Source organism: Microbacterium sp. KR10-403 (assembly GCF_040196215.1).
Lineage (GTDB): Bacteria > Actinomycetota > Actinomycetes > Actinomycetales > Microbacteriaceae > Microbacterium.
In genome coordinates this window covers 575,394-600,338 of the sequence record NZ_JBEGDC010000001.1, presented here as the reverse complement: position 1 = coordinate 600,338, position 24,945 = coordinate 575,394, and the positions used below count along the sequence as shown (strand labels likewise).

The 24,945-nt window shown below is 73.2% G+C and carries 17 protein-coding genes; 10 read left to right on the top strand and 7 right to left on the bottom strand.

Going from position 1 to position 24,945, the window contains the following annotated elements:
• The first annotated feature begins 97 nt into the window (after positions 1-97).
• From kynA to ABMQ42_RS02900, 7 genes are all read left to right on the top strand, one after another.
• Positions 98-958: a tryptophan 2,3-dioxygenase gene (gene kynA / locus ABMQ42_RS02930; RefSeq protein WP_349721268.1), complete on the top strand. Its 861-nt coding sequence runs from the start codon at positions 98-100 to the stop codon at positions 956-958.
• On the top strand, positions 955-1,935 hold the full coding sequence (locus tag ABMQ42_RS02925) for an amidohydrolase family protein (RefSeq protein ID WP_349721267.1): 981 nt from the start codon (positions 955-957) through the stop codon (positions 1,933-1,935). Before kynA ends, ABMQ42_RS02925 begins: the two co-directional genes overlap by 4 nt.
• On the top strand, positions 1,925-3,175 hold the full coding sequence (locus ABMQ42_RS02920) for a kynureninase (protein WP_349721265.1): 1,251 nt from the start codon (positions 1,925-1,927) through the stop codon (positions 3,173-3,175). Before ABMQ42_RS02925 ends, ABMQ42_RS02920 begins: the two co-directional genes overlap by 11 nt.
• Before the next feature lie 37 nt (positions 3,176-3,212).
• Complete coding sequence (locus ABMQ42_RS02915) at positions 3,213-4,670, top strand: MFS transporter (protein ID WP_349721264.1); 1,458 nt, start codon at positions 3,213-3,215, stop codon at positions 4,668-4,670.
• A 214-nt stretch (positions 4,671-4,884) separates the two neighbouring features.
• Positions 4,885-6,837: an aldehyde dehydrogenase family protein gene (locus tag ABMQ42_RS02910; protein ID WP_349721263.1), complete on the top strand. Its 1,953-nt coding sequence runs from the start codon at positions 4,885-4,887 to the stop codon at positions 6,835-6,837.
• Complete coding sequence (locus tag ABMQ42_RS02905) at positions 6,834-8,426, top strand: GMC family oxidoreductase (RefSeq protein WP_349721261.1); 1,593 nt, start codon at positions 6,834-6,836, stop codon at positions 8,424-8,426. Before ABMQ42_RS02910 ends, ABMQ42_RS02905 begins: the two co-directional genes overlap by 4 nt.
• 131 nt (positions 8,427-8,557) lie before the next feature.
• Positions 8,558-9,568 (top strand): malate dehydrogenase, encoded by a 1,011-nt coding sequence (locus ABMQ42_RS02900; RefSeq protein WP_349721260.1) that lies wholly within the window; start codon positions 8,558-8,560, stop codon positions 9,566-9,568.
• Positions 9,569-9,591: 23 nt separating this feature from the next.
• Here the strand turns inward: ABMQ42_RS02900 and pip are convergent, their stop codons facing one another.
• Positions 9,592-10,575: a prolyl aminopeptidase gene (pip, locus tag ABMQ42_RS02895; protein WP_349721259.1), complete on the bottom strand. Its 984-nt coding sequence runs from the start codon at positions 10,573-10,575 to the stop codon at positions 9,592-9,594.
• A gap of 184 nt (positions 10,576-10,759) precedes the next feature.
• On the opposite strand from pip, the gene ABMQ42_RS02890 reads away from it, so the two are divergent.
• Together ABMQ42_RS02890 and ABMQ42_RS02885 are read left to right on the top strand one after the other, a co-directional pair.
• The gene (locus ABMQ42_RS02890) at positions 10,760-12,517 is read left to right on the top strand and encodes a cation:proton antiporter (protein ID WP_349721258.1); all 1,758 of its coding nucleotides are present in this window, start codon (positions 10,760-10,762) and stop codon (positions 12,515-12,517) included.
• A gap of 39 nt (positions 12,518-12,556) precedes the next feature.
• Positions 12,557-12,979 carry a recombinase family protein gene (locus tag ABMQ42_RS02885; protein WP_349721257.1) on the top strand — a complete coding sequence of 141 codons (423 nt, stop codon included), beginning with the start codon at positions 12,557-12,559 and terminating at the stop codon, positions 12,977-12,979.
• A gap of 49 nt (positions 12,980-13,028) precedes the next feature.
• Here ABMQ42_RS02885 and ABMQ42_RS02880 read toward each other — a convergent pair whose 3' ends face one another.
• Entirely contained in the window at positions 13,029-15,272 is a 2,244-nt protein-coding gene (locus tag ABMQ42_RS02880; protein ID WP_349721255.1) for an LLM class flavin-dependent oxidoreductase, read from the bottom strand.
• A 252-nt stretch (positions 15,273-15,524) separates the two neighbouring features.
• Between ABMQ42_RS02880 and ABMQ42_RS02875 the strand changes: the two genes are divergently transcribed.
• Positions 15,525-16,313 carry a glycosyltransferase family 2 protein gene (locus ABMQ42_RS02875; protein WP_349721254.1) on the top strand — a complete coding sequence of 263 codons (789 nt, stop codon included), beginning with the start codon at positions 15,525-15,527 and terminating at the stop codon, positions 16,311-16,313.
• A 299-nt stretch (positions 16,314-16,612) separates the two neighbouring features.
• Here ABMQ42_RS02875 and ABMQ42_RS02870 read toward each other — a convergent pair whose 3' ends face one another.
• The 5 genes from ABMQ42_RS02870 to ABMQ42_RS02850 form a co-directional block, all read right to left on the bottom strand.
• Positions 16,613-17,512, bottom strand: a complete 900-nt coding sequence (locus ABMQ42_RS02870; protein ID WP_349721252.1) for an alpha/beta fold hydrolase — start codon at positions 17,510-17,512, stop codon at positions 16,613-16,615.
• Between the two features lie 194 nt (positions 17,513-17,706).
• Positions 17,707-18,372: an ABC transporter ATP-binding protein gene (locus ABMQ42_RS02865; RefSeq protein WP_349721251.1), complete on the bottom strand. Its 666-nt coding sequence runs from the start codon at positions 18,370-18,372 to the stop codon at positions 17,707-17,709.
• Positions 18,369-19,379 carry an ABC transporter ATP-binding protein gene (locus ABMQ42_RS02860; protein ID WP_349721250.1) on the bottom strand — a complete coding sequence of 337 codons (1,011 nt, stop codon included), beginning with the start codon at positions 19,377-19,379 and terminating at the stop codon, positions 18,369-18,371. The genes ABMQ42_RS02865 and ABMQ42_RS02860 overlap by 4 nt, the downstream gene beginning before the upstream one ends.
• A complete protein-coding gene (locus ABMQ42_RS02855; RefSeq protein WP_349721249.1) occupies positions 19,376-22,180 on the bottom strand; it encodes an FtsX-like permease family protein in 2,805 nt (934 codons plus the stop codon). The genes ABMQ42_RS02860 and ABMQ42_RS02855 overlap by 4 nt, the downstream gene beginning before the upstream one ends.
• Complete coding sequence (locus ABMQ42_RS02850; protein WP_349721248.1) at positions 22,177-24,933, bottom strand: hypothetical protein; 2,757 nt, start codon at positions 24,931-24,933, stop codon at positions 22,177-22,179. Before ABMQ42_RS02850 ends, ABMQ42_RS02855 begins: the two co-directional genes overlap by 4 nt.
• Positions 24,934-24,945: the final 12 nt, after the last annotated feature.

Below are 24,945 nucleotides of genomic sequence, written 5' to 3'. Positions count from 1 at the left end.
ACTCTCACAGACGTATGAGGTTTTGAGAGGGTATCGGTCGGCGTCGCTAACGGGCCTGCGCTCGCTCAGAGACCCGGGGCGACCTAGGCTGGACGACGTGGACGAAGGCGTCGAACGCAACACGAGGACCATCGAAGACACGGTCATCACGGACTTCGAAGACCGGATGACCTACAGCGGATACCTGCAGCTGGGCACGCTGCTGGACGCGCAGCATCCCCTCAGCTCTCCCGAGCACCATGACGAGCTGCTGTTCATCATCCAGCACCAGACCACCGAGCTGTGGCTGAAGCTGATCCTGCACGAGCTGGGTGCGGCGTGCGCGCACCTGCGCGCCGACGAGCTCGGCCACGCGCTGAAGTGCATCGCGCGGGTCAAGCACATCCAGAAGACGACCACCGACCAATGGTCGGTGCTGGCGACGCTCACCCCCACCGAGTACGCGCAGTTCCGCGGCATCCTGGGCAACGCCAGCGGGTTCCAGTCGGCGCAGTACCGCGCCGTCGAGTTCACGCTGGGCAACAAGCACGCCGGGATGCTGCGGGTGTTCGAGTCCGATCCCGAGAACCTCGCGCTGGTGCAGGCCGCGCTCGAGGCGCCGAGTCTCTACGACGAGTTCCTGCGGCTGCTCGCCCGCGCCGGGCACCCGGTGCCGGCGGACGTGCTCGCGCGCGACGTGACGAAGGCGTGGGAGTTCACGCCCGAGCTGGTCCCCGTGTTCGCCGCGATCTACGCCGACACCGACGCGCACTGGGCCGAGTACGAGACGTGCGAGGAGCTCGTCGACCTCGAGGACAATTTCCAGCTGTGGCGCTTCCGGCATCTGAAGACCGTGGAGCGCATCATCGGATACAAGCGGGGCACCGGCGGGTCCAGCGGCGTGAGCTTCCTCAAGCGCGCGCTCGACCTGACGTTCTTCCCCGAGCTGTACGCAGTGCGCACCGAGATCGGGGGATGACCACCATGCCGCACGTCGATCCGGAGCGCCTCGCCGCGCTCCTCGGCCCGCGGGCCCGCACCTGCCGCCGGGCCCTGACCGGTCAGGAGGGCATCGCCCTCCCCGCCTTCATGGACCACCACCTGCACCTGCACCTGGTCAACGAGCACGCGCTGCCCGCACGCGGCATCGCCGCCGCGCTCGATCTCGGCGGCGACCCCGCGTACTTCGCGCGCCGCCCGAAACGGGGTATTCCGCAGGTGGCATATGCCGGCGCGTTTCTGACGGTGCCGGGCGGCTACCCGACGTTCCAGCCGTGGGCACCGGCGCAGATCGTGCACATGGTGACCTCGCCGTCGGCCGATCCGGGAGTGCCGGGCGGCGCCCGCACCAGCGTGGACGAGATGGCGGATGCCGGAGCCAGCGTCATCAAGGTCGCGCTGAACTCCGCGGCCGGGCCCGTCTTCGACCGCGGCACACTCGACGCGGTCATCGCGGCGGCGCACGCGCGCGCGCTGCCGGTGGTCGCGCATGTGGAGGGCGACGGGATGACGGCGCTGGCGGTGGATGCCGGGGCCGACACCATCGCGCACGTGCCGTTCACCGAGCGGGTCGACGACGAGCTGATCGCCCGGGCGGTCGAGGCAGGGCAGCGCTGGATCTCGACGATCACCATCAACGAGGACCCGTCGATCGCCGCCGAGAACCTCGGCCGCTTCGCCGCGGCCGGCGGTGCGGTGCTCTACGGCACGGACCTGGGCAACGGGCCGCGCGGCGCGGGCCTGCTCGTCGAAGAGCTGCATGCACTGCACGAGGCCGGGGTCGCCGGCCCCGCGCTCATCGCGGCGCTGACCGACCCGTGGCCGCTGCCGCATCCCGAGACGGCGGTCGCCACGTTCGTGGCGGGCCCGCCGCCTGCCGACGAGGCGGCGATCCCGGAGTGGCTGGGCGCGGCGACCGTCGTGCCGGCCGAGGAGCTGACGCCGCATGAGCCCTGAGTCGCTCGACCGCGGCTGGGCACAGGCCCGGGCCGAGGCATCCGCCCTCGACGACGCCGACCCGCTGCGCGATCGACGCGCGCTGTTCGTCGGAGCCGAGACGTCCCTCGTCTACTTCGACGGCAACTCGCTGGGCCGCCCGCTGCGCGCCACGGCGGACGCGGTCGGCGCGTTCGTGCGCGACGAGTGGGGCGGACGGCTCATCCGCGGGTGGGACGAGCGCTGGATGGATGCGCCGTTCGCCCTCGGCGACCTGCTCGGGCGCGTCGCGCTGGGTGCGGCGCCGGGGCAGACGATCATCGGCGACTCGACGACCGTGCTGCTGTACAAGCTGCTGCGCGCGGCGTTCGACCATGCGCGCGCGGCCGACCCGGCACGAGTGGAGATCGTGGTCGACCGCGACAACTTCCCCACCGACCGGTTCTTGGTCGAAGGCATCGCCGCCGAGCGCGGCGGTCGCGTGCGATGGATCGAGGCGCCGCTCGACGGCGGGGTGACCGCTGAGCTCCTCGCGCCGGTGCTCGGGCCGCAGACCGCCGTGGTGCTGCTCAGCCACGTCGCATACCGATCGGGGCATATGGCGGATGCCGCGGCGCTGACCGCGCTCGTGCACGACGCCGGGGCGCTCATCGTGTGGGACCTCTGCCACTCCGCAGGCTCGGTGCCCGTGCGCGCCGACGCATGGGACTTCGACCTCGCCGTGGGTTGCACGTACAAGTACCTCAACGGCGGGCCGGGCTCGCCCGCGTTCGCGTACGTCGCGACGCGGTGGCAGGACGTGCTGGCCCAGCCGATCCAGGGCTGGATGGGCGCCGCCGACGTGTTCGCGATGGGCCCGGCGTACGCCCCGGCCGCGGGAATGCGCCGCTTCCTGTCGGGCACGCCCTCGATCACCGGCATGCTCGCGCTGCGCGACATGCTGCCGCTGCTCGACGAGGTCGGCATCGACGCGGTGCGTGCGAAGTCGGTGGCCCTGACCTCGTTCGCCGTGCGTCTCGCCGACACGCTGCTGCCTTCTGTGGCGGTGGCATCGCCGCGGGATGCCGCGGCCCGCGGCGGCCACGTCACGCTGACGCACCCCGCGATGCGCGAGGTCACGGCACGGCTGTGGGAGCGCGACGTGATCCCCGACTACCGCGACCCGGGCGGACTGCGCATCGGGCTCTCGCCGCTGTCGACGTCGTTCGCCGAGGTCGTCGAGGGGATGGCGGCCGTGGGCGCGGCGCTCGAGACCCTCTGACGCTCAGGGGCCCGAGAACCCGACATACACTGACGGCATGAGCAACGACGCTCCCGACGCCGCTGCACCCGAAACGAGCGCGCCCGAGCGCGCTCCCCGGCTGCGTCCGCATGTGATCACCCGTTACGCCATCGGCTCGATCGGCACGGGCGGGTTCGCGACCCTGCCCGGCCTCGTGCTGACCTACTACCTGACCGACTCGCTCGGCGTGGCCGCCCTCGTGGCCGGCATCGTCATCACAGCGGCGAAGGTGTGGGACGTCATCATCGACCCGATCGTCGGCGCCCTCAGCGACCGCGACCGGGCCCGGCACGGCACGCGCCGCCGCCTGATGCTCATCGGCGCCTGCACGATCTGGATCTTCTTCGCCCTCACGTTCGCGACGCCGCCGGCGCTCGGCCCGGTGTTCGGCGCGATCTGGGTGCTCGTCGCGTTCCTGCTGACCGCGACATCCTTCAGCCTGTTCCAGGTGCCGTACATCGCCCTGCCCGCCGAGCTCACCCCGGGCTACGACGAGCGCACCCGGCTGCTCACCTGGCGGGTCGTGGTGCTGACACTCGCGATCCTGCTGTTCGGCGCCGGCGGACCCGCCCTGCGCCGCGTCACCGGCGACCCCGTCACGGGATATCTGCTGATGGGCGTGGTCGCCGGGATCGTTCTGGCGGGCGGGATGCTGGTCGCCACGACGGTCGCGAAGCACGCGGCGCCCCGGTCGCCCGGCGAGGAGCGCGGCGACGACGATCCCCTCTCCCCGAGCGAGGAGCGCAGCGACGAGACGAGGGGCCGGCTCAGCATCCGCACGCACTACGCGGAGGGCATCGGAACCCTGCGGCGCAGCGCCCCGTTCCGCACACTGCTGTCGACGTACCTGCTGCAGGCGCTGGCGACCGGGCTCATGCTCGCCGGCGCGCAGTACGTCGCGACCTGGGTGCTGCACTCCGAAGCGGCAGTCGAGCTGCTGTTCGCGGCGCTCATCGCACCGGCGTTCCTCGCCGCGCCGGCCTGGGGCGCGATCGCGAATCGCCTCGGCAAGGAGCGCACCTTCGCGATCGCCAGTGTCGTCTTCGCCCTCGCGGCGCTCTCGCTGTTCGGCCTGCAGTTCGCGCCCGGTGCGTGGGCCTACGCACCGGTCGCCGTCGCCGGCATCGCCTACGCGGGCATGCAGTCGCTGCCCATGGCGATGCTGCCCGACGTCATCTCGCACGACGAGCGCACGAACGGTCCCGGCCGCGCCGGAACCTTCAGCGGCGTCTGGACCGCCGGCGAGACCATCGGCATGGCGCTCGGCGCGACGGTGCTGTCGATCATCCTGGCGATCACCGGATACATCTCGTCGACGAACGATGTGTCGGTGACGCAGCCGGATGCCGCGGTCACCGGCATCGTCGCGAGCTTCAGCCTCGTGCCCGCCGTGCTCATCTTGCTGAGCCTGATCGCGCTCGGACGGTACCGGCTGCGCCGCGACGACATCGACTCCGGGTCGCACCGGCGCTGACACCGGATCCCACGCCTAGACTGAGAAACCCCGCCCGAAGGAGAGCGACGTGCCGTCAGCCGACACCAGCCCCGACCAGTCGCCCGACGAGGCCGTCAGCGCCGCGTCGACCCCGACGTCCGCGCCTACCGACACGGCTGTGTCGGCCCCTCCTGGGGATAAGGACACAGCCACAGGCGCGTCGACCCCGACTCCTGCGGCCACAGACCCGGCGTTGTCTGTCCCTCCTGGGGATAAGGACACAGCAGAAGGTGTCCTTATCCCCAGGAGGGCCGCGAAGAGCACCGCCGGAACGCCCGCCGAGGCGACCAACTCTGCGGCCGCAAAACCGAAGACGGCTGCGAAGTCCGGGCCCAAGCCGGCTCCGAAGGCGAAAGCCCCGGCGAAGGCTCCGGCGAAGGCGAAGCCCGCACCAAAAGCGAAGCCCGCACCGAAGGCCAAGGCCGCGGCATCCCCCGTCCTTCCGGACGAGATCCGCGCGGCGCTCGACCAGGCGATCGGCGCCGTGCAGACCGGCGCCCGCGCGTGGGGCCTGCTCACGCTCGACCAGCGCGCGCGGCTGTTCGAGCGCGTGCGCGCCGCGGTCGTTGCGTGCTCCGAGGAATGGGCGACGGCGGCCGCACACTCGAAGGGGCTCGACGAGTCCAACCCGCTGTTCGGCGAGGAGTGGCTCGCCGGACCCTACGCGGTGCTCGAGGCCATCGACGGCTACATCGCGACGCTGCGGCGGCTCGAGTCCGGCACGAGCCCGCTGAACGGCGTGCGGATGGATGCCGCGCCCGGCGACCGGGTGCGGGCGCACGTCTTCCCGGCCGAGGGGATGGACCGCATCCTGCTCTCGGGCTTCACCGGAGAGGTCTGGTTCGCACCGGGTGTCAGCGGCGCGCAGGCGCGCAGCGACGCGGGGCTGGGGCAGCGGCATCCCGACGATTCCGCCACCGTGGGGCTCGTGCTGGGCGCCGGCAACATCACGGCGATCCCGGTGCTCGACGTGTTCTACGAGCTGCTGGCGGCGAACCGCGTCAGCGTGCTGAAGGTCAATCCGACGCAGGACGCTCTCGTGCCCATCTACGAGCGGGCGCTGGCGCCGCTGATCGAGCCCGGCTTCCTGCGCATCGTGCGCGGCGCCGGCGACGTCGGCGCCTACCTGACCGGGCACGAGGCCTTCAGCCACGTGCACATCACCGGGGCGGCGACCACGTTCGACGCCATCGTCTGGGGCACGGGCGCCGAGGCCGCCCGGCGTCGCGAGGCCTCCGACCCGAAGCTCACGACCCCCATCACCGCCGAGCTCGGCGGCGTCTCGCCGATCATCGTGGTGCCCGGCCGCTGGTCGAAGGCCGATCTGGCGTACCAGGCGTCGCACATCGTCACGATGCGCCTGCACAACAGCGGGCACAACTGCATCGCCGGTCAAGTCGTGATCATGAGCCGCGACTGGGCGCAGCGCGCTGAGTTCTTGCAGGCACTGCGCGCCGCGTATGCGGACGCCCCGCAGCGACCCGTCTGGTACCCGAACAGCAAGGGCAAGCTGGCCGCGGCATCCACCGCCTATCCCGATGCCGAGTGGACGGCGGAACACACCCGCGCGCTCGTCGAGATCGGCGCCGGCGACGACGCGACCGCCCTGGAGACGACCGAGTACTTCTCCCCCGTGCTCGGCGTGGTCGAACTGCCCGGCAACGGGCAGGAGTTCCTCGACGCGGCCGTCGCGCACGCCAACGACCGGCTCGCCGGAACGCTCGGCGCCAACGTGCTGATCGACCCCGACACCGAGCACGCGCTGGGCGACGGCTTCGAACGCGCGATCGCCGACCTGCGCTACGGCGGCATCGCGATCAACGCCTGGACCGGCATCGTCTTCGCCACGCCGGTGCTGTCGTGGGGCGCGTTCCCCGGCGCGACGCTCGAGGACGTCTCCAGCGGCATCGGCATCGTGCACAACACGTCGCTGCTCGACCACGTCGAGCGCTCGATCATGCGCGGGCCGTTCCGGCCGTTCCCGCGGTCGCTGGGCGGACGCAACCGCTTCTCGGTGCTGCCCAAGCCGCCGTGGTTCGTCGACGCGCGCACCGGCACCGCGGTGAGCGAGGGCCTCACCCGGTGGGACATGAACCACAGCGTGCCGGGACTGGTGGCCACCCTCACGAAGGCGATGCGTTCGTGAGCCGTCCCCTCCACGCCGACTACATCGTCGTCGGCGCGGGATCGGCCGGTGCCGCGCTGGCCGCACGTCTGAGCGAGGACCCGCACACAGACGTGCTGCTGCTCGAGGCCGGCGGACCCGACAAGGCGCTCGAGCTGCACGTGCCGGCCGCGTTCTCGAAGCTGTTCCGCGGGCCGTACGACTGGAACTACGACACCGTGCCGCAGGAACACCTCGAGGGCCGCACGGTCTACTGGCCGCGCGGAAAGACCCTCGGCGGGTCGTCGTCGCTGAACGCCATGATGTGGATCCGGGGCTTCGCCGCCGACTACGACGCGTGGGGGGATGCCGCGGGCCCCCGCTGGTCGTGGGAGGGCCTGGCCCCCTACTTCCGCCGCGTCGAGAACACGCAGGACGCCGCCGATGAGACCCAGGGCACCGCGGGCCCGCAGCACGTCGAGCATCAGCGCGATCCGCGCCCGCACACGGCCGCCTTCCTGAACGCCGCGCGGGAGGCCGGCTACCCGGTCACGCCGGCGAACCTGCCCGACGCGCAGGGCTTCTCGCAGACGATGGTCACGCACGACCGGGGCGCGCGGGCCTCGACCGCCGACGCGTATCTGCGGTCGGCATCCCGCCGACGCAACCTGCGCGTGATCACCAACGCCCTCGTGCGGCGCGTGACGTTCGACGGCACCCGCACCACCGGCGTCTACGTCGAGATCGACGGCGTGACCCGGCATGCGGTCGCGCGGCGCGAGGTGATCCTCTGCGGCGGAGCCGTGAACACGCCCCAGCTGCTGCAACTGAGCGGCATCGGTCCCGCCGATCACCTGCAGGATCGCGGCATCCACCCGTTCGTCGACGCTCCCGAAGTCGGCGCGAACCTGCAGGACCATCTCGTGGCCGGGCTCGCGCCCGCCGCCCAGGGCGGCACCCTCTACAACGCCGAGAAGCCGATCGAGCTCGTGCGCTACCTCACGCAGCGCCGCGGCATGCTCACCTCGAACGTTGCCGAGGCCTACGGATTCGTGCGCACCGACGGCGGCGACGGACTGCCCGACATCGAGATCATCTTCGCCGCGGCCCCGTACGTCGGCGAAGGCCTCGTGCCGCTGCCGGGCGAAGGCATCACGGTCGGGGCGATCCTGCTGCAGCCGCGCAGTCGCGGCACGGTGCGGCTGGCCTCGGCCGATCCGGCCGACAAGCCGCTCATCGACCCCGGGTATCTGTCGGACCCGGCCGACGCCGAGACGCTGCGCGCGGGCCTGGAGGTCTGCGAGCGGCTCATCGACACCGCAGCGCTGCGCGCCGTCACGACCGGCGCCTGGGTGCAGCCGGCCGGCGGCGAGCGCATGAGCGCCGCCGAGCGCGCCGAGCTGTCGCTGCGCCGCTATTCGCACACGCTGTACCACCCGGTCGGCACGGCGCGGATGGGGGCGGATGCCGCATCCGTCGTCGACCCCGAGCTGCGCGTGCGCGGGATCGAGGGACTGCGCGTGGCCGACGCGTCGGTGATGCCGCAGATCATCCGCGGGCACACGAACGCGCCCGCGATCGTGATCGGCGAGGTCGCGGCGGACCTGATCCGGGGGCTGTCGGCGCGCTGAGCTCGTTCAGAACTCAGCCATTCCGCGCCTCGAATGCTCCAGAAGGGCCGCTGCGCGGCATCCACCCACCGGATTCAATGAGTTCGGAACACCGCCGCCGGCAGACGCGCCCCGCCGTCTAGGCTCAGAGCATGGCGCAGACACCTGTCACCGTGACCATCACCGGCGCGGGCGGCCAGATCGGCTATGCCCTGCTCTTCCGCATCGCGGCGGGCGACCTGCTCGGCCCCGACCGCGAGGTGCGGCTGCGGCTGCTCGAGATCCCGCAGGGGCTGAGATCGGCCGAGGGCGCGGCGCTCGAGCTGCAGGACGGCGCCTTCCCCCTGCTGCGCGGCGTCGAGGTCACCGACGACCCGGCGATCGGCTTCGACGGATGCGACATCGCGCTGCTGGTCGGGTCACGGCCGCGCGGGCCAGGCATGGAGCGCGCCGACCTGCTGGCCGCGAACGCCGGGATCTTCGGGCCGCAGGGCGCGGCGATCCAGGAGCATGCCTCCCCGGGCGTGCGGGTCGTGGTCGTCGGCAACCCGGCGAACACGAACGCCCTCATCGCGCGCGCGTCGGCGCCCGAGCTGCCCGACGACCGGTTCACCGCGCTCACCCGCCTCGACCACAACCGTGCCGTCGGCCAGCTCGCCGCGGCACTCGATGCGAGCGCCGGCGCGATCCGCGATGTGGCGATCTGGGGCAACCACTCCGCCTCGCAGTTCCCCGACATCGCGCACGCGACGGTCGACGGGGCGCCCGTTGTCGAGGCCCTCGCCGCGCGCTTCGGCGGCGCCGAGAACGCCGCCCGCTGGCTCGACGACGAGTTCGTGCCCCGGGTCGCGAAGCGCGGTGCCGAGATCATCGAGGTGCGCGGGTCGTCGTCGGTCGCCTCGGCTGCGAACGCGACGATCGACCACGTGCGGGATTGGATGCTCGGCCGCCCCGCCGACGCCGGCTGGACGTCGGCCGCCGTCGTCTCACACGGCGAGTACGGCGTGCCCGAGGGTCTGGTGTCGTCGTTCCCAGTCACCAGCGACGGCTCGGGCTACCGCATCGTCGAGGGACTGGACGTGAACGCCCGGGCACGCACGCGCATCGACGCGTCGGTCGCCGAGCTGCTCGCCGAGCGCGACGCAGTGGCAGAGCTGCTCTAGCCGGGCGCGCGCGAGCCCGCCCGTCAGGAAGCGCCGGCGAAGCGGTCGGTCGCGGCGCGCAGCGCCCGCGCGATGCCGGGCTCGCTCGCGGCGTGACCCGCGTCATCCACCACGACGAACTCGGCCTCCGGCCAGGCACGGTGCAGCTCCCACGCGGTCATCATCGGGGTGCACACGTCGTAGCGGCCCTGGACGATGACGGCCGGGATGCCGCGCAGCGGCGTCACCCCGTCGATGAGCTGACGGTCGCCGAACCATCCGCGGTTGAGGAAGTAGTGGTTCTCGATGCGCGCGAACGCGACGGCGTGGTCGGGCTCGATCGCCTCGGCCACCTTCTCCTCGTCGGGCAGCAGCGAGATCGTCTCGGCCTCCCAGCGCGACCACGCCACCGCGGCCGGCACGTGCACGGCGGGGTCGGGGTCGGCCAGCCGCCGGTGGTACGCCTCGATCATGCGCGAGCGCTCGAGCACCGGGATCGGGGCGATGAATTCCTCCCACCGGTCGGGGAACAGTGCCGACGCCCCGCCCTCGTAGAACCACTCGAGCTCATGCCGCTGCAGCGTGAAGACGCCGCGCAGCACGATCTCGCTCACCGACGACGGATGCGCCTGCGCGTATGCGAGCGCGAGCGCGCTGCCCCACGACCCGCCGAAGACGAGCCACCGGTCGATGCCGAGGTTCTTGCGCAGCAGCTCGAGGTCGGCCACGAGATGCCACGTGGTGTTGTGCCGCAGGTCCGCGTCGGGTGCGGACACATGCGGCGTCGATCGGCCGCAGCCGCGCTGGTCGAGCAGGATGATGCGGTAGCGCTCCGGATCGAAGAAGCGCCGATGCCAGGCCGACGTGCCGGCGCCCGGGCCGCCGTGCAGGAAGACGACGGGCTTTCCCTCGGGATTCCCGCTCTGCTCCCAGTACACGCGATGCCCGTCGCCGACCAGCAGCATCCCGCTGTCGTACGGTTCGATGTCCGGATACAGGACATCGTCCAGTCGTTTCGGACCGCTCACATTTCCCCCCGACGTTCAGAGTTTCCGTTGAACGCCATGCGATAACGTTATCGCGAGCGCACCGCCGGAGCGAGGATGCCGACGCGCGCATACGCGTGATCGGTGGATATTCCTCCGGCGGTTCCTGCCCCGAGACGCGCCTCGCGCACGCCCCGCCCACACCCGCCGTCGCGAGGAGGACACGATGGAAGACCCCCTGATGCTCGGACTCATCATCGCGGTCGCCGGCGTGATCGTCATCGTGGTGATCAACACGCTCGCACAGCGACTGGGCGTGGCCGGTCCCCTGCTGCTGGTCGCCGTGGGCCTCGTCATCTCGGCGCTGCCGTTCGTCGACATCCCGCCGATCCCACCGGAATGGATCCTCGTCGGCGTGCTGCCGCCCCTGCTGTACTCGGCGGCCGTGAAGCTTCCCGCGATCGAGTTCCGACGGGACTTCTCGCCGATCGCCGGAATGGCCGTCATCCTCGTGCTGGTCAGCGCCCTCGTGCTCGGCGTGTTCTTCTGGCTCGTCATCCCGAGCGTGACCCTGCCGGTGGGCATCGCCCTGGGCGCCATCCTGTCGCCGACGGATGCCGTGGCCACCTCGATCGCGAAGCGGCTCGGCATCTCGCCACGCGTCGTCACGATGCTCGAGGGCGAGAGCCTGCTGAACGACGCGACCGCCCTCGTGCTGCTGCGCACCGCAGTTGCCGCCATCGCCGGCGGCTTCTCGGTGTGGGGTGCGATCGGCACCTTCGCCTGGGGTGTGATCGCCGCCCTCATCGTGGGCGCCGTCGTCGGCTGGGTCGTGCTGCTGCTGCGCGAGTGGATCGGCGGCGCCGCCGCCAACACGGCGATCAGCTTCTGCGCTCCCTTCCTCGCGTACCTGCCGACCGAGCACCTGGGTGGTTCGGGCCTGGTGGCCGCGGTCGTCGCGGGCATCGTGGCAGGCCAGGGCGCCCGCCGCCGCCTGCTGCCCGAGCAGCGGCTGAGCGACAACCTCAACTGGCGCACGATCGAGCAGGTGCTCGAGGGCGCGGTGTTCCTGGTGATGGGGCTCGAGCTGCGCGACATCCTCGAGCAGACCATCGCCGACGTGGGCTCGTTCGGGCTGGCCGTCTGGCAGGGGCTCTGGCTGGCGCTGGTCGCCCTCGCGATCGTGCTGCTCGTGCGCACCGCGTACGTGTCGATCGTCGTGTGGGGGCAATCGCGACGTGCGGGGCGCATCGACCGCGGCCGGCTCGAGCACTTCAGCGAACGACTCGACGCCATCGAGGACGGCAGCGTGCCCTTCCCGGAGGGACCGGGGATGCCGTCGGACTCGGCCCGCCAGCAGCGACGCATGGAGTCGATGCGCAGTCGCGTCGACCGGATGCTCGCCGACTTCGACTACTACCAGGCGCAGCCGGTGGGCTGGCGCAACGGGACGATCCTGGTGTGGGCGGGCATGCGCGGTGTCGTCACGCTCGCGGCCGCCCAGACCCTGCCGCGCGAGGGCATCGAGCACCGTGCGCTGCTCGTGTTCATCGCGTTCCTGGTCGCGCTGATCAGCCTCATGCTGCAGGGGTTCACGCTGCCGTGGGTCGTGCGCATCCTCGGGCTCGCGAACACCGGCGAGGAGTCCCCGCTGGCCGGCGAGAAGGCGCGCCTCGACGCGGATCTGCGGGCCGCGAGCGCGCAGGCGCTGAGCTCGACCGAGCTGCGCAAGCACGACGGCACCCCGTTCACCCCGCGGCTGACCGAGCGCATGCGCGAGCAGATGAGCGCGCCGCCCGACGACGACCGCTCGTCGTACGCCCGCGAGATGCTCGAGCTGCGGCTCATCTCGATCACCGCCATGCGCCGGTCGCTGGCGACCCTCTCGCACGGCGGCACGTACAGCTCGGCGACCCTGCGGCACGCCCTGGCCGAGCTCGACGCCGACGAGATGAGCCTGCGTCTGCGACTCGAAGACGAGTGAGAGACCGCGAGTGTCGGTGGTTCGGGTGAGAATAGAGGGATGAACGAGAGCACGCCTGGTCCGGAGCACGTCGCTGCTGAGTGCCCGGAGTGCTTCGAGCAGCTGCAGAACGACCACGACTGGTGGCAGGCGCGCCCGAACGGATCGCGCCTGGTCGGCGTCGTCGTCGCCCGCGACGACATGCCGTCGATCAAAGAGCAGCGTGACGACCTGACGCGTTTCGGCGTGCCGATCGAGGGGTTCCGGCATCCGGCCCCCGAAACCCTCGAGAGCTGGGAAGAGCGCCTCGTCCGCCTGTTCGGCACGCTGCAGAACGGCGATGTCGTGGTCGTCGCGAGCATCCACGCGCTCGGCCGCTCGCGCGATGAGGAGAGCCGCACGCTCGCCGAGCTGCGCCGCCGCGGCGTGATGGTCAAGGTGCTCGGCCACAACAGCCGGCACCTCTCCGACGCCGCGCGCTGAGTATCGCGCGTTTCGACTCGCCCACGGCTCGCGGGGCGACCGGGCGGGCTCAGCCCGTCACGCCCTCCTCGGGCGGGATCGCGAAGTTGTCGGAGAACACGCCGTCGGGGTCGACTCGCGCCTTGACCGCCCGCAGTCGCGCGAGGTGCGCGGGCGGGAACGCCTCGCCGATGCGCTCGGGCCGCAGCGTCGAGTCGAAGCTCAGGTAGACGCCGCGGGAGTGCGCCGCGAGCTCGCCCCAGTGCGCGTCGAGCCGCACCGGATCGGCGCCGAACGCGACGGCAGAGAACGCGGCCTGCCGGTGCGCATAAGCGGTGGCATCGTCGGGCACGTCGGCCACCGCACCCCCGACCGACCGGAGCTGGAAGAAGTAAGAGTCGCCGGCATCCAGCATCCCCTCGATGATGGATGCCGCCTCCGGCGTGATCTCGTCGAGCTGCGCCGAGCGCGCCAGGGGCTCGCCCGCGCCGTGCTGCGGACCGATGTCGGCGTTCGTCATGACCTGCGCGTACGAGGTCAGCTGCACCTGCTGGTCGAGCAGCGGCCCGAGCTGTGCGAACGGCTGCAGCAGCGCGACGATGTCGTCGGGCTCGGACCGGTCGACCATGGCCATGACGTGCGCGACCTGCGGTTGCCGGGGGCGGCGCGGCCCCATGATGAGGAAGCTCGTGACCTCGCGGGGCGCCGCCTGCACGATCCGCCCCCAGTTCACGAGGAAGTCGGCGGTGTCGGACGCGTCGAACACCAGCCGCGCGAACCCGAGCGGGCCGACCTCGTCGACCTCGAACTCGAACGACGTCGCGATGCCCATGTTCGCTCCCGCGCCGCGCATCGCCCAGAAGAGCGCGGCGTCGGTCGCGGCATCCACCCGCTCGATCGTGCCGTCGGCGAGCACGACCTCGACCGCGCGCACGTGGTCGATCGTCAGTCCGTGCTCGCGGGCGAGCCAGCCGATGCCGCCCGCGGTGGCCAGGCCGCCGACGCCGACGGCGCCGTAGTCGCCCGAGCTGAGCGCCCAGCCGTGCTCGGCGAGGACGGCGGCGACCTCCATCCAGCGGGCGCCGGGGCCGATGCGCACCAGGCGCCGGGCCTTGTCGATGACCTCGATGTCGTTCAGACGCCGCAGGTCGATGACGATGCCGCCGTCGTTCGTGGAGCGGCCGGAGATGCCATGGCCCCCGCTGCGCACGGCGAGCGGGAGATCGGGATGCCGCCGCGCGAACGCGAGCGCGGCCGCCACCTGCGACGGCGAGTCGGGCTGCAGGACGATGCCGGGCTCGCCGCCGCGCATGTATGTCGACTGCACGTCGGCGTAGTCGAAGTCGCCGGGCTCGACGGCGTGCAGGCCGGCGGGAACGTCGTCGTAGGCGATGCCGGTGCGGCGTGCGGCGAGCGCTGAGGCCGAGCGCGTCGTTGCCGGCGTCGTGCCACGGTCGGCCCGTTCGTGGGCGACGAGCTCGCGCACGGCGGGGGCGATCTCCTCGCCGAACGCCTGGACCGAGCCCGGATCGTCGGCGGCGAGGATGAACGTGCCGATGCCGTCGTCGAGGGTCAGCTGCGCGAGCTGCTCGATCCAGCCGCGAACATCGCCGGACGGTCCGCCGATGTTCAGCAGCCGGCGGATCTCGTGTGGATCGCGCCCGACACCGGCGGCGGCATCGTCGATGCGCGCGTTGCCGGCGGCGAGGTCGCCGGGCTTCAGGTAGCCGTGCGAGGGCAGCCAGCCGTCGGCGAGCCGCCCGGTGAGCGCGAGCATCCGCGGCTTGTACGCACCGAGCCAGATCGGGATGTCGTGCGCCGGCCGCGGGCCGCGCTTCGCCCCGCGCGCCGAGTAGTAGGCGCCCTCATCGAAGACACCGCCGCGGGCCGCGGCATCCCACGTCTGCCGGATCAGTCCGATAGCCTCTTCGAGCGCCGACACGGCCTGGCCGGGGGTCAGCCGGCGCCCGCCCATGGCCTCGATGGCGTCCCAGAACGCGCCCGAGCCCAGGCCGAGGTCGAGGCGTCCGCCGCTGAGCAGGTCGAGGCTGGCCGCCGCGCGTGCGAGCACGAGCGGCGGACGCAGCGGCAGGTTCAGCACGTTGGGGGCGAGATGGATGCTCTCGGTCTGCGCCGCCGCGTACGACAGCAGCGTCCACGTGTCGAGGAACGCCGGCTGGTACGGGTGGTCCTGGAAGGTCACGAGATCGAGACCCGACGCCTCGGCGTGGCGCGCGAGCGCGACCGGCGCCTGCGGCTGCGCGTTCGCGGGGGTGATGAAGACGCCGAAGCGCAGCGGGTGTCCGTAGTCCAAGGTGTTCCTCCGCAGGCGGCAACCCAGGGCGGAGTGGATGTATTCCCGTGCATGGAGTCCCCGGGCCGCTTGCGGTTGCGGGGCGCTGGGCGACGCGACGGCCGGCCGGAGGCTCCTGGGTCGTGCAGTGGCAAGACGAGGGGCCGGACACTCCTGGGGATAAGGACGGCCCGGCTGCTCAGCGAGCCGTGCGGTGGCGAGACGAAGGGCCGGTACTCCCGCGCCCCGCCCGATGCCCGTAGGCTGACGACGATGAGCACCGTGAGCGTCGTCGTCCCGTCGCTGAACGATGCCGACATGCTGCGCGAGTGCCTGCGGCACCTGGCCGCGCAGACGCGGGCGCCCGACGAGATCATCGTCGTCGACAACGGCTCGACCGACGACACCGTCGCCGTCGCGGTCGCGGCAGGAGCACGCGTCGTGTCGGAGCCGCGCCGCGGCGTGCTGCGTGCGACGGCCGCCGGGTTCGATGCCGCGACCGGCGACGTGATCGGGAGGCTGGATGCCGATTCCCGCCCCGATCCGCACTGGACCGCCCGTGTCGCTGCGCGCTTCGACGCCGACGCCGAGCTGGCCGGCCTCACCGGAACCGGAGAGTTCTACGGCGCCGGACGCTTCTGGCGATGGGTCGGCGGGCATGTCTACCTCGGCGGATACTTCTGGTTCATCGGCATCATGGCCGGGCAGCAGCCCGTGTTCGGGTCGAACTTCGCGCTGCGCCGCACGGTGTGGGAGCGCATCCGCGACCGGGTGCATCTCGACGACCCGCACGTGCACGACGACCTCGAGATCACGATGACGCTCGACGCCGACATGCGCGTGGAGTACGACGCCGAGCTGCACGTGGGCGTGTCGGCGCGGCCGTTCCAGAACGTGGCGGGGTTCAAGCGCCGGGCGTCGTGGGCGTTCCACGACATCGCGCTGAACTGGGGCGAGATCGGCTGGTGGGAGCGCCGACGTCGCCGCCGCTGGGCGCTGCGGGCCCGCCGGCGCTCGCGTTCGGTCGTCACGAATGACGGCTCTGGCGCGGAGAGACGGTAGTCCGCGACGACCGAACCTGGGGGTGGATGCCGCGGGCCGCGCGGAAGGCGCGGAAGGCGCGGGCCGCGGCATCCACCCCTCGTTCAACAGTCAGTATCCGCGAGCGTCGGAGCGCGCGGCCTGCAGATACCGACTGCTGAACAAGTGGCTCTCCCGTTCGGCAGTCAGTTTCGGCGACTTCGCCTGCGTCAGGGCTGCAGAAGCTGACTGCCGAACAAACAGGACCGGGCGAGGACGTTGGCCGGGGCCCGGCACGGCGTTCACGCCGCGCACGCGCGGGCCGCGGCATCCGCCCCGCGTCAGCGGCCGGCGGCGAAGAAGTCGGTCATGGCCTCCGCGAGCTGGTGCGGCGCGGTCTCGCAGGGGCTGTGTCCGGCGTCGAGGATGACGAGCCGTCCGCCGAGCCGCTCGGCGAACGCGCGATGCGCGTCGAGCGGCCAGACGTCGTGCCGTCCGGCGACGACGAGGGCCGGGATGCCGCCGGCCCGCACCGCCGGCGCGACGTCGGGCGTGTGCTTCATGAGGCCGAAGATGTCGACCACGCTGTCGACGCGCGTCTTGTCGAACCGTGTGGTCACGAACACGGCGCGGTCGAGCGGCGCCCGGTGCAGGTTGTGCCGCAGCACCCAGACGAACAGGCGTCCGAGAGCGGGCGGCGGCAGCACACCGCTGATCGGCCCGAGCACCTTGAACGCGCGCAGCGCCTGGCCCGCCACCGGCGTCGTCGACAGCAGTGTGAGGCTGCGCACGAGCTCGGGGTGGGTGCCGGCGACGGCGGCGGCGACGGTTCCGGCGAAGGAGTATCCGAGCAGGTGCGCGGGCGCGCCCGCGGCCAGCACCGCCCGCAGATCGTCTTCGAACAGCGCCATCGTGTAGTGCGCGCCAGGCGCTGGGCCGGCGGCGCACGACTCGTACTGGCCCGCCATGTCGAAGGATTCGACACGGAATCCGGATGCCGCGAGCAGCGGCATCACGCGCACGAAGTCCTCCTTCGACCCGGTCATGCCGGGCATGAGCACGACCCGCTCGCCGTCGACCGGCCCCAGCGCGATGCGCGAGAGCGCGCCGCTGGGCGCCGCGAACTCATCGCGCTCGACGCCGGCGGGCAGCACGCTCCAGTCGATCGGCTGCATGTCGGCGTCGCGCGCGGCGGCGACACGCAGCCGGGCGTCGAGGTCGTCCTCGCTGCCGATGGTCACGTCTGCATCCTGCCATCTCGACCGTTCCGCCGCCCGACGGGGCGGGTGTGTCGCGGGCCGGGCCCGCGGCATCCCGACTCGACCGGGCCGGGGCCGCGGCATCCGCCCCTCCCCTGTTCAGCTCGCAGGAGGAAGCGCCGCCACACCCCCACGACACGCCCGGGATCGCGAAACCGTCCTGCGAGGTGAACGCGTCACCCGGTGCTCAGGTGCCCGTCATGCAGCTGCAGCACCCGGTCGGCACGGGCGAGCATCGCCGGGTCGTGCGTCGCGACGACGGCGGCGGTGCCGCGCTCGTGCACGAGGTTCGCGATCAGGGCCATGATCTGCGCTCCGGTCTCGGAGTCGAGCTGGCCGGTCGGCTCATCGGCCAGCAGCACGGACGGCTCGGTCACCAGCGCCCGCGCGATGGCCACACGCTGCTGCTGCCCGCCCGACAGCTCGGACGGACGCTGCGCGGCATGATCGGCGAGCCCCACGGCGGCGAGCGCGTCGGCGACGCGGCGCGTGCGATCGGCGGGATCGGCGCGGCGGATCCGCAGCGGCACCTCGACGTTCTCGGCAGCCGACAGGATCGGCACCAGCCCGAACCCCTGGAAGATGCTCGCGACCTCGGTGCCCAGCATCGAGGAGCCCTCTGATCCGTACAGGTCGACGCCCGCGATCTCCACATGCCCCGCGTCGGGCGCATCGAGCCCGCCGAGCATGGTCAGCAGCGAGCTCTTGCCCGCGCCCGACCGCCCCCGGATCGCGACGAGCTCGCCCGCCGCGACCTCGAGGTCGATTGCGTCGACGGCGGTCAGCGCGCTCGCGGGCGTGCGGTAGGTGCGGGTGAGCCCGGTGGCGCGCAGCGCGGTCATGACGGGTCCTCGGTTTCGGAATCGGGGGTGGATGCCGGGGGCCGGGGTGTCTGCGCGGCATCCGGTCCTTCGTCACGTTGCGCCCGCCGGGCGACCGGGGCGTCCTTATCCCCAGGAGGGACCTGAGCAGGCGCCCCGCTCCCGGGCCGCACCTCGATGCGGTCGGGCTCGAGCGAGAGCCGCACCCGGTCGCGCAGCTCGAGCGCCGAGACGTACTCCGCGGGCAGCTGCATGCGCCCGGCGCGGTCGAGCACGGCGTACTCGGCGGCGACGCGCACCTTCCGTCCGGCCTCGTCGGTGTGCGTCGCACGCAGCGTCTCGGTCGAGGTCCGCCCGTCGCGGATGCGCACGGTGCGGTCGACGTGCTCGGCGACGGCGGCGTCGTGGGTGACGATGAGCGTCGTCGCACCGTGCTCGCGGTTGACCTGCTCCATCGCCGCCAGCACCTCGGCGCTGGTGGCCTCGTCGAGCTCGCCGGTCGGCTCGTCGGCGAGCAGCACGCGCGGCCCGTTGGCCAGCGCGACGGCGATCGCCACGCGCTGCTTCTGCCCGCCCGACAGCTGCGCGGGCCGCTGATCGGCGACCTGCGCCACGCCGAGCTGGTCGAGCAGCGCATCCACCCGCTCCCTCCGCTCGCCGCGCGGAATGACGCCGGCGACGTCCTGTGCCATCGCGACGTTCTCGCGGCCCGAGAGGTACGGCAGCAGGTTGCGCCCGGACTGCTGCCAGACGAACCCCACGACGCCGCGCCGGTAGTCGAGTCGCTCGCGTCCGCGCATGGCGACCAGGTCGTGCCCGGCGACCCGGGCGCGCCCGGCGCTGGGCGTGTCGGACCCCGACAGGATGTTCAGCAGGGTCGACTTGCCCGAGCCCGACGCTCCGATCAGCGCCACCATCTCGCCGGGTTGCACGACCAGGTCGAGGCCCTGCAGCGCCTGCACCTCGACGCCCTGCGCCGTGTAGATGCGCACGAGTCCCTCACACACGATGTCGGGTTCGTCGCTCATGTCTCGATCTCCTCATCGATGCGCCGCAGCGCGATCATCGCGGTCATCCGCGCCGCCACGGCCGCGGCGACGGTCACCGCGATCACGGCGATGAGCAGGTAGCCACCCACCGTCAGCCACGCCAGCCACGGCGGCGCGGTGATCGGCACCGTCGCGGACCCGCCCACGAATCGCGCCAGGTCGACCGCCGGCAGCAGCAGCGGCGGCAGCGCGAAGCCCGCGGCGACCCCGATCGGCAGGGCGAGCAGCAGCGGCGGGGCGACCTCCCACGCGACCAGCGGCAGCTCGCGCCCGCGCGGGTATCCCATCGCCCCCAGCAGCCCGAGCATGCGCCCGCGCACGGGGGCGCCCCGCAGCAGTGTCATCGTCACGGCGAGCACCAGCAGCAGCGTCACGACCGCCAGCGCCGCGACGAGCGACACCCGCACCGCCTGCATCGCGGGGTCGGCGGTCGTCTGCGCGGCGATGTCGGCGGGGTCGATGACCTGGGCGTCGTCACCCAGCAGGGAGCGGAGGGACGCCGCGACCTGCTGCACGTCGGCACCGTCGGCGACGTCGATCAGCACCGTGTCGATGCCCGGCGCGGGCCCGAGAAGGCGCGTGAGATCGTCGCGGCTCACGACCAGCCACCGCCCCTCGGGTGCGAACGCGACGCGCGCGGTGTGCGCGGCCGCCTGCACCTCGACGCCGTGCACCGTCAGCGTGCCGCCGTCGAGCATGTCGGCGAGCGCATCCGAGACCACGGCCGGCACCGGCCCGTCGCCCGCGCCCCCGTCCGCACCAGAGCCCGCCCCCGCACCAGAGCCCCCCGCACCAGAGCCCGCCCCCGCACCGGAGCCCCCCGCACCGGAGGCCGACCCCGCACCGGAGCCTGCCCCCGCACCAGCACCCAGTTCCGCCGGCAGCGGCAGCGCACCGACGACACCCCGTTGCACCGCGGCGAGCTCGCCGGGGTCGACGCCGAAGACCGTGACGGTCACCCAGCGGCCTTTCGCGTGCGCGGGGAGCGAGGCTCCGCCGGTGACGGCGGCCGCGGCATCCACCCCCGTCACCTGCCGCATCGCAGACACCTGATCGTCGTCGAGCGCCGACCCGCTCACGCGCAGGTCGGCGCCCGTCTGCGCACGGGCCGACTGCGTGATCCCCGAGCCGATCGTGGCTATCGCGACCCCCGCGAACAGCGCCGTCGCGACGCACACGAGCGCGGCGAGCACGGTCGCGATCGGCAGCGTGCGGCCCCGGCGGGCGCGCGCGGGACCCACGAGCGCCATCACGCCGCGTCCGCGTGCGACGAGCGCCTCGACGCCGGTGAGCGTCGGCGGCATCAGCCGCAGCACGACGACGCACGCGATGGCGAAGACCGCCAGAGGAACGGCGAGCAGCACCGGCGTCAGTCCCATACCGACCGGTCGGTTCAACGAAACCGCGATCACGGCGACCGCGATCGCGACGATCGCGGCCTCGACGATGAGCCGGCGCCGGCGCGTCGGCCGGTCGGCGACGCCGAGATCGCGCCGCGCGGTCCGGGCGGCGGCGTTGAGCGCGGCCGAGGGCACCGCGATCACCGGCGTCAGCGCGACGATGACCGGAACGAGGGCGGATGCCGCACCCGCCCACCCGATGACGATCGCGGCGAGCACGGCACCCGCTGCGGCGCCGAGCGCACCCAGCACGAGCCCTTCGGCGCCGAGCAGCACGGTCAGCAGCCGCAGCGATGCCCCTCGTGCACGGGCGGCGCGCACGGTACCGACCCGGCGCGACGCCAGCATCCGCCCCGCCATCGCCACCGCGACGACGGCGACGCCGAGAGGTCCGACCGCCGCGAGCGTCGCGACGGCGGCCATCGCGTCGCCGCGCGCAGCGCCGGCCTGCAGCACCTGCGGGGCCGAGCTGCGGAACGTGAGCCCCTGCTCGAACATGCCGGGCCCGCGCACGGAGAATGCCTGCGGAGACGCCGAGAATCCGCGCAGCTGCGCCGCCAGCTCGGCCGCCTGCGCGCCGGTCACGCGGTGGTCGAGCAGCGGCATCCACACCGTCGTCGACGACGCCCCGGCCCACACGTCGATCGCCCCGAGCATGTCGGCCGACGCGTACGCGGTGGCCAGATGCACCGGTTCGCCGCCGCCCTGATCGGCCGACGGGTGCAGCCCCGTCGGGCGCTGCACCCACGCCGGATCCTCGGGATCGACCGCGTCGTACAGCCCGACGAGCCGCACGGTCATCGGCAGGTCGGTGAAGTCGAGCACGCGCTTCTGATCCAGCGGCCAGTCGAGCGCCTGCGACGCCTCTCGCGACAGCACGACCTCGACGACCGGATGCGCGGCGGTCGCGATCTCGGTGGTCCGCGGCATCCTCCCCCTCACGATGCGGATGCGGCCCTCGAGACCCGGATCGAGCGCGACCTCGACCCGGTTCGACGGAGCGGGTACGTGCGGGGTCGGCACCGACGCCTGCCCGTCGAGCACGACGACCACGCCGGGATCGCCCAGCACCGTGCGCAGCGGCAGCGGGAGATCGCGATGGATGCCCGCGACGGTGTCATCGGCGAGGCTCCACGGGTCGCCTCCGACGGTGGAGTCGGGGGATGCCGCCCCCTTCAGCGTCGCCGTCGGGTCGAGCGCGGCGCGGGGCAGGGCGCTCAGCTGCTTCTGCACGGTCGCGGTGCGCGCGTCGTCGAGCAGGGCCGGCACCGCGGCGCCCACGAACGCGATGACGGCGGTGAGCACCACCACGATGAGCGAGACGGCCGGGCTCGTGGCCGCCGAGCGCAGGGCGAGCGAGAGCCCGCGCCGCCCGGTCACGTCACTCCTCCGACCGTCAGCGCGGCGGTCAGCGCCGGCCCCAGCCACAGCGCGACCGCGAGCCCGCCGGCAGCACCCAGCACGAGCGCGAACGCCGCGACGGCGGTGAGCTCGATCGCCGCGGTCGCGTGCTGCCGCGCGGCGGTGAAGCCGAACGAGCGCAGCGGGACGGCCTCGTCGCGGCGCGCGCGCACGACACCCGCCGACACGGCCGCGAACGCGAGCGCCGCCAGGAGCGCGACGAGTCCGATGCCGGCCGCGACGAGTACCAGCACCGGATCGATGACGGCGGCACTGCCGATGGACGCCGCGGTCACGATCTGCACCGGACGCTCGGCGACCGCCCGCAGCGCCGCCGAGGTCGCCGCGACATCGGCGGTGTGCGCCCACAGCTCGCCCGGCGCCGGCACCGATCCGCCCTGCGCGAGCGCACGGTCGACCAGGCCGTTCAGATCGACGGCGACACCGGCGGTCGACCCGATGCCGGCGAGCCCCTCGCGCACGGCCGCGACCCGTCCGTCGACCGCGCGGGCGATCGTGCCGAGCCGGATCGAGATGCCGTCACCCGGGTGCAGTGCGAGCCGGTCGGCCAGCGTGCGGGTCACGACGACCGGCAGCGGCGCATCGAGCCCCTCGCCGACGACCGTGCGCGAGGTGGGCGCGCTGTCAGAGACGACGACCGCGACCGGAGCGCCGACCTCGGCACCCCCGCTGCGCACGGTGACCTGCACGCCGACCCCCGGCTGCACGTCGGCGGCGCTCGCCTCGACCGCGAGCAGGGCGTCGCCGACGGCGACATCGGTGGTCAGGCGGTGGGGCGTGCCGTCGATCGGCACGGCGCCCAGCGGCACCCGGCGCGCGACGCCCGCAGCGTCGACGACCCAGGCCGCGAGGGTCACGGCGGCGTGCGGATGCAGCGCCTTGTCGGTGCCGGCGGCCGCGGCATCCACCTCGAGGTCTCCGTCGAGCGCGAGCGGCGTCGCTCCCTTCAGCCGTGCGGTCGGGATGCCGGTGGCCGCGGCGAGCTCGTCGGGCACGAGCGCGACCAGCTGCGCGTCGGTCTGGCCGACGGTGACCGGGGCGCGCAGCGCGGCGAACACGTCGGCACCGGATCCGTCGGCAGCGGATCCGTCACCGGCGAGCGCCTCGACGGCGGATGGCGAGACCGCCGGACTCGCGCCGTCGACGATCGGCGACACGTCGTACACGCCGCGCACATCGGCGCCCACCACCTGGGCGACCTGCGCGTGCACGGCGTCGTGACTGCGCACCGCGCTGACCGCGGCGAATGTGATCGCGCCCGCGGCGAGCGCCAGGCTGAGCACGCCCGCGACCACGGTCGACGCCTGCCGAGCGATGCGCCGCAGCGCGAGGACGGCGGCCAGTCCCCGTACCGGGCGCGCGAGCCGCTCGCCGACCGCGGCGGCCGGTCCCGCGAGCAGCGCGATGACCAGGGCGGCGACGATGACCACGAGAGCCGGAGCGGCGGCGGCCGCGGCATCCACCCGCCCGTCGAAGGCGAGACCCGCGCTCTGCAGCTGCCATGCCGACAGCCCGGCGACGACGGCGGCGAACAGGGCGGCCACCGCCGTGGCCGCGAGTCCCCGTCGGCTGACGTCGCCCCGGGCCTCCGGCTCGGCGAGCGCGGCGGAGGCGCCCACCGCGACGACGAGCACGAGCGCCGCGACGGCCACAGCGGCCGCCCAGGCGAGCGCGTGGCCGAGCGTGCTGCCCGCGAGCAGACCGATGCCGGTCGCGACGACCGCCGCACCGGCGCAGACCACGGCGGTGACCTCGGTGTCTTCGCGCACGACCTGGCGGGTCGAGGCTCCCCGGGCCGTCAGCAGCCGGATGTCACCCGCGCGCGCCGCGCCGCGCGCACGGGCGAGAACGCCGAGCACGAGAGCGCCCATCACGAGCAGCAGCGCGACGGGCACGGACAGCACGCCGCGCGCGACAGCGGCCGCGCCGCCCGCGCGGGCGAGCGTGGCATCCCACCCTCCGCTGGTGCGCACGCCGACGCCCTCGAGATCGTCGAACGCCGTCGCCAGCCGCCCGATGCCGGTGCGGTAGCCGGCGACCTCTCCCGCCGCGACCGGCCCGGCGGCACTGATGGTCCAGTCGGCGCGGGCGCCGCGGCCGTGCGCGGCGATGAAGCCGGACGAGACCAGCACCGGCCCGACATCGCCGTCCTCGCGGCCGGATGCGACGGACGGATGCCCCGCCCACGCGACGGCGGCCGGGTCGTTCGCGCGCCAGGTTCCGGAGATGGTGACGGGCGCGCCGCCGATCTCGGCGGGGTTCAGGTCGCCGGCGGCGGCGGCAACGGCGACCTCTGCGCCGGAGTCGGCATCGGCATCGGCATCGGCGTTGGCATCGGCGCCGGCGCGCGGCCATGCGCCGGAGTCGAGTGTCGCGACCGTTGCGATGTGGGGGTCGGCCAGCAGCAGCACCTCGCCCTGCGGACTGGGGGCCGTCGACCAGGTGGTGCGGCGCACGGCCACGGCGGTGCCCGCGAAGGCCGCGTCGATGGCGTCGGAGATCGCGGCGTCGGACGCCCCCGCCGGCGCGTCGACCACCATGCTCTGCGCGATCGGATCGGCATCGGCGACGATGCGCGCGGTGCCCGCGTCGATCGTGCGGTCGGCGATCGCGGTGGTGGCAGCGAGCGCCCCTCCGAACACCGCGACGACGATGCCGATGACGGCCGACTGCCCGGCATGCTGCGCGGCTCGTCGTGCGGCGAACAGCATGCACATCCTCCG

What these genes read in the sequence shown, in the direction of transcription:
- ABMQ42_RS02885 (WP_349721257.1), top strand. Translation starts at nt 12,557, where the DNA reads ATGAACGAGAGCACGCCTGGTCCGGAGCACGTCGCTGCTGAGTGCCCG.
- ABMQ42_RS02860 (WP_349721250.1), bottom strand. Translation starts at nt 19,379, where the DNA reads ATGAGCGACGAACCCGACATCGTGTGTGAGGGACTCGTGCGCATCTAC.
- ABMQ42_RS02850 (WP_349721248.1), bottom strand. Translation starts at nt 24,933, where the DNA reads ATGCTGTTCGCCGCACGACGAGCCGCGCAGCATGCCGGGCAGTCGGCC.
- ABMQ42_RS02920 (WP_349721265.1), top strand. Translation starts at nt 1,925, where the DNA reads ATGAGCCCTGAGTCGCTCGACCGCGGCTGGGCACAGGCCCGGGCCGAG.
- ABMQ42_RS02865 (WP_349721251.1), bottom strand. Translation starts at nt 18,372, where the DNA reads ATGACCGCGCTGCGCGCCACCGGGCTCACCCGCACCTACCGCACGCCC.
- ABMQ42_RS02875 (WP_349721254.1), top strand. Translation starts at nt 15,525, where the DNA reads ATGAGCACCGTGAGCGTCGTCGTCCCGTCGCTGAACGATGCCGACATG.
- ABMQ42_RS02925 (WP_349721267.1), top strand. Translation starts at nt 955, where the DNA reads ATGACCACCATGCCGCACGTCGATCCGGAGCGCCTCGCCGCGCTCCTC.
- ABMQ42_RS02915 (WP_349721264.1), top strand. Translation starts at nt 3,213, where the DNA reads ATGAGCAACGACGCTCCCGACGCCGCTGCACCCGAAACGAGCGCGCCC.
- ABMQ42_RS02890 (WP_349721258.1), top strand. Translation starts at nt 10,760, where the DNA reads ATGGAAGACCCCCTGATGCTCGGACTCATCATCGCGGTCGCCGGCGTG.
- ABMQ42_RS02900 (WP_349721260.1), top strand. Translation starts at nt 8,558, where the DNA reads ATGGCGCAGACACCTGTCACCGTGACCATCACCGGCGCGGGCGGCCAG.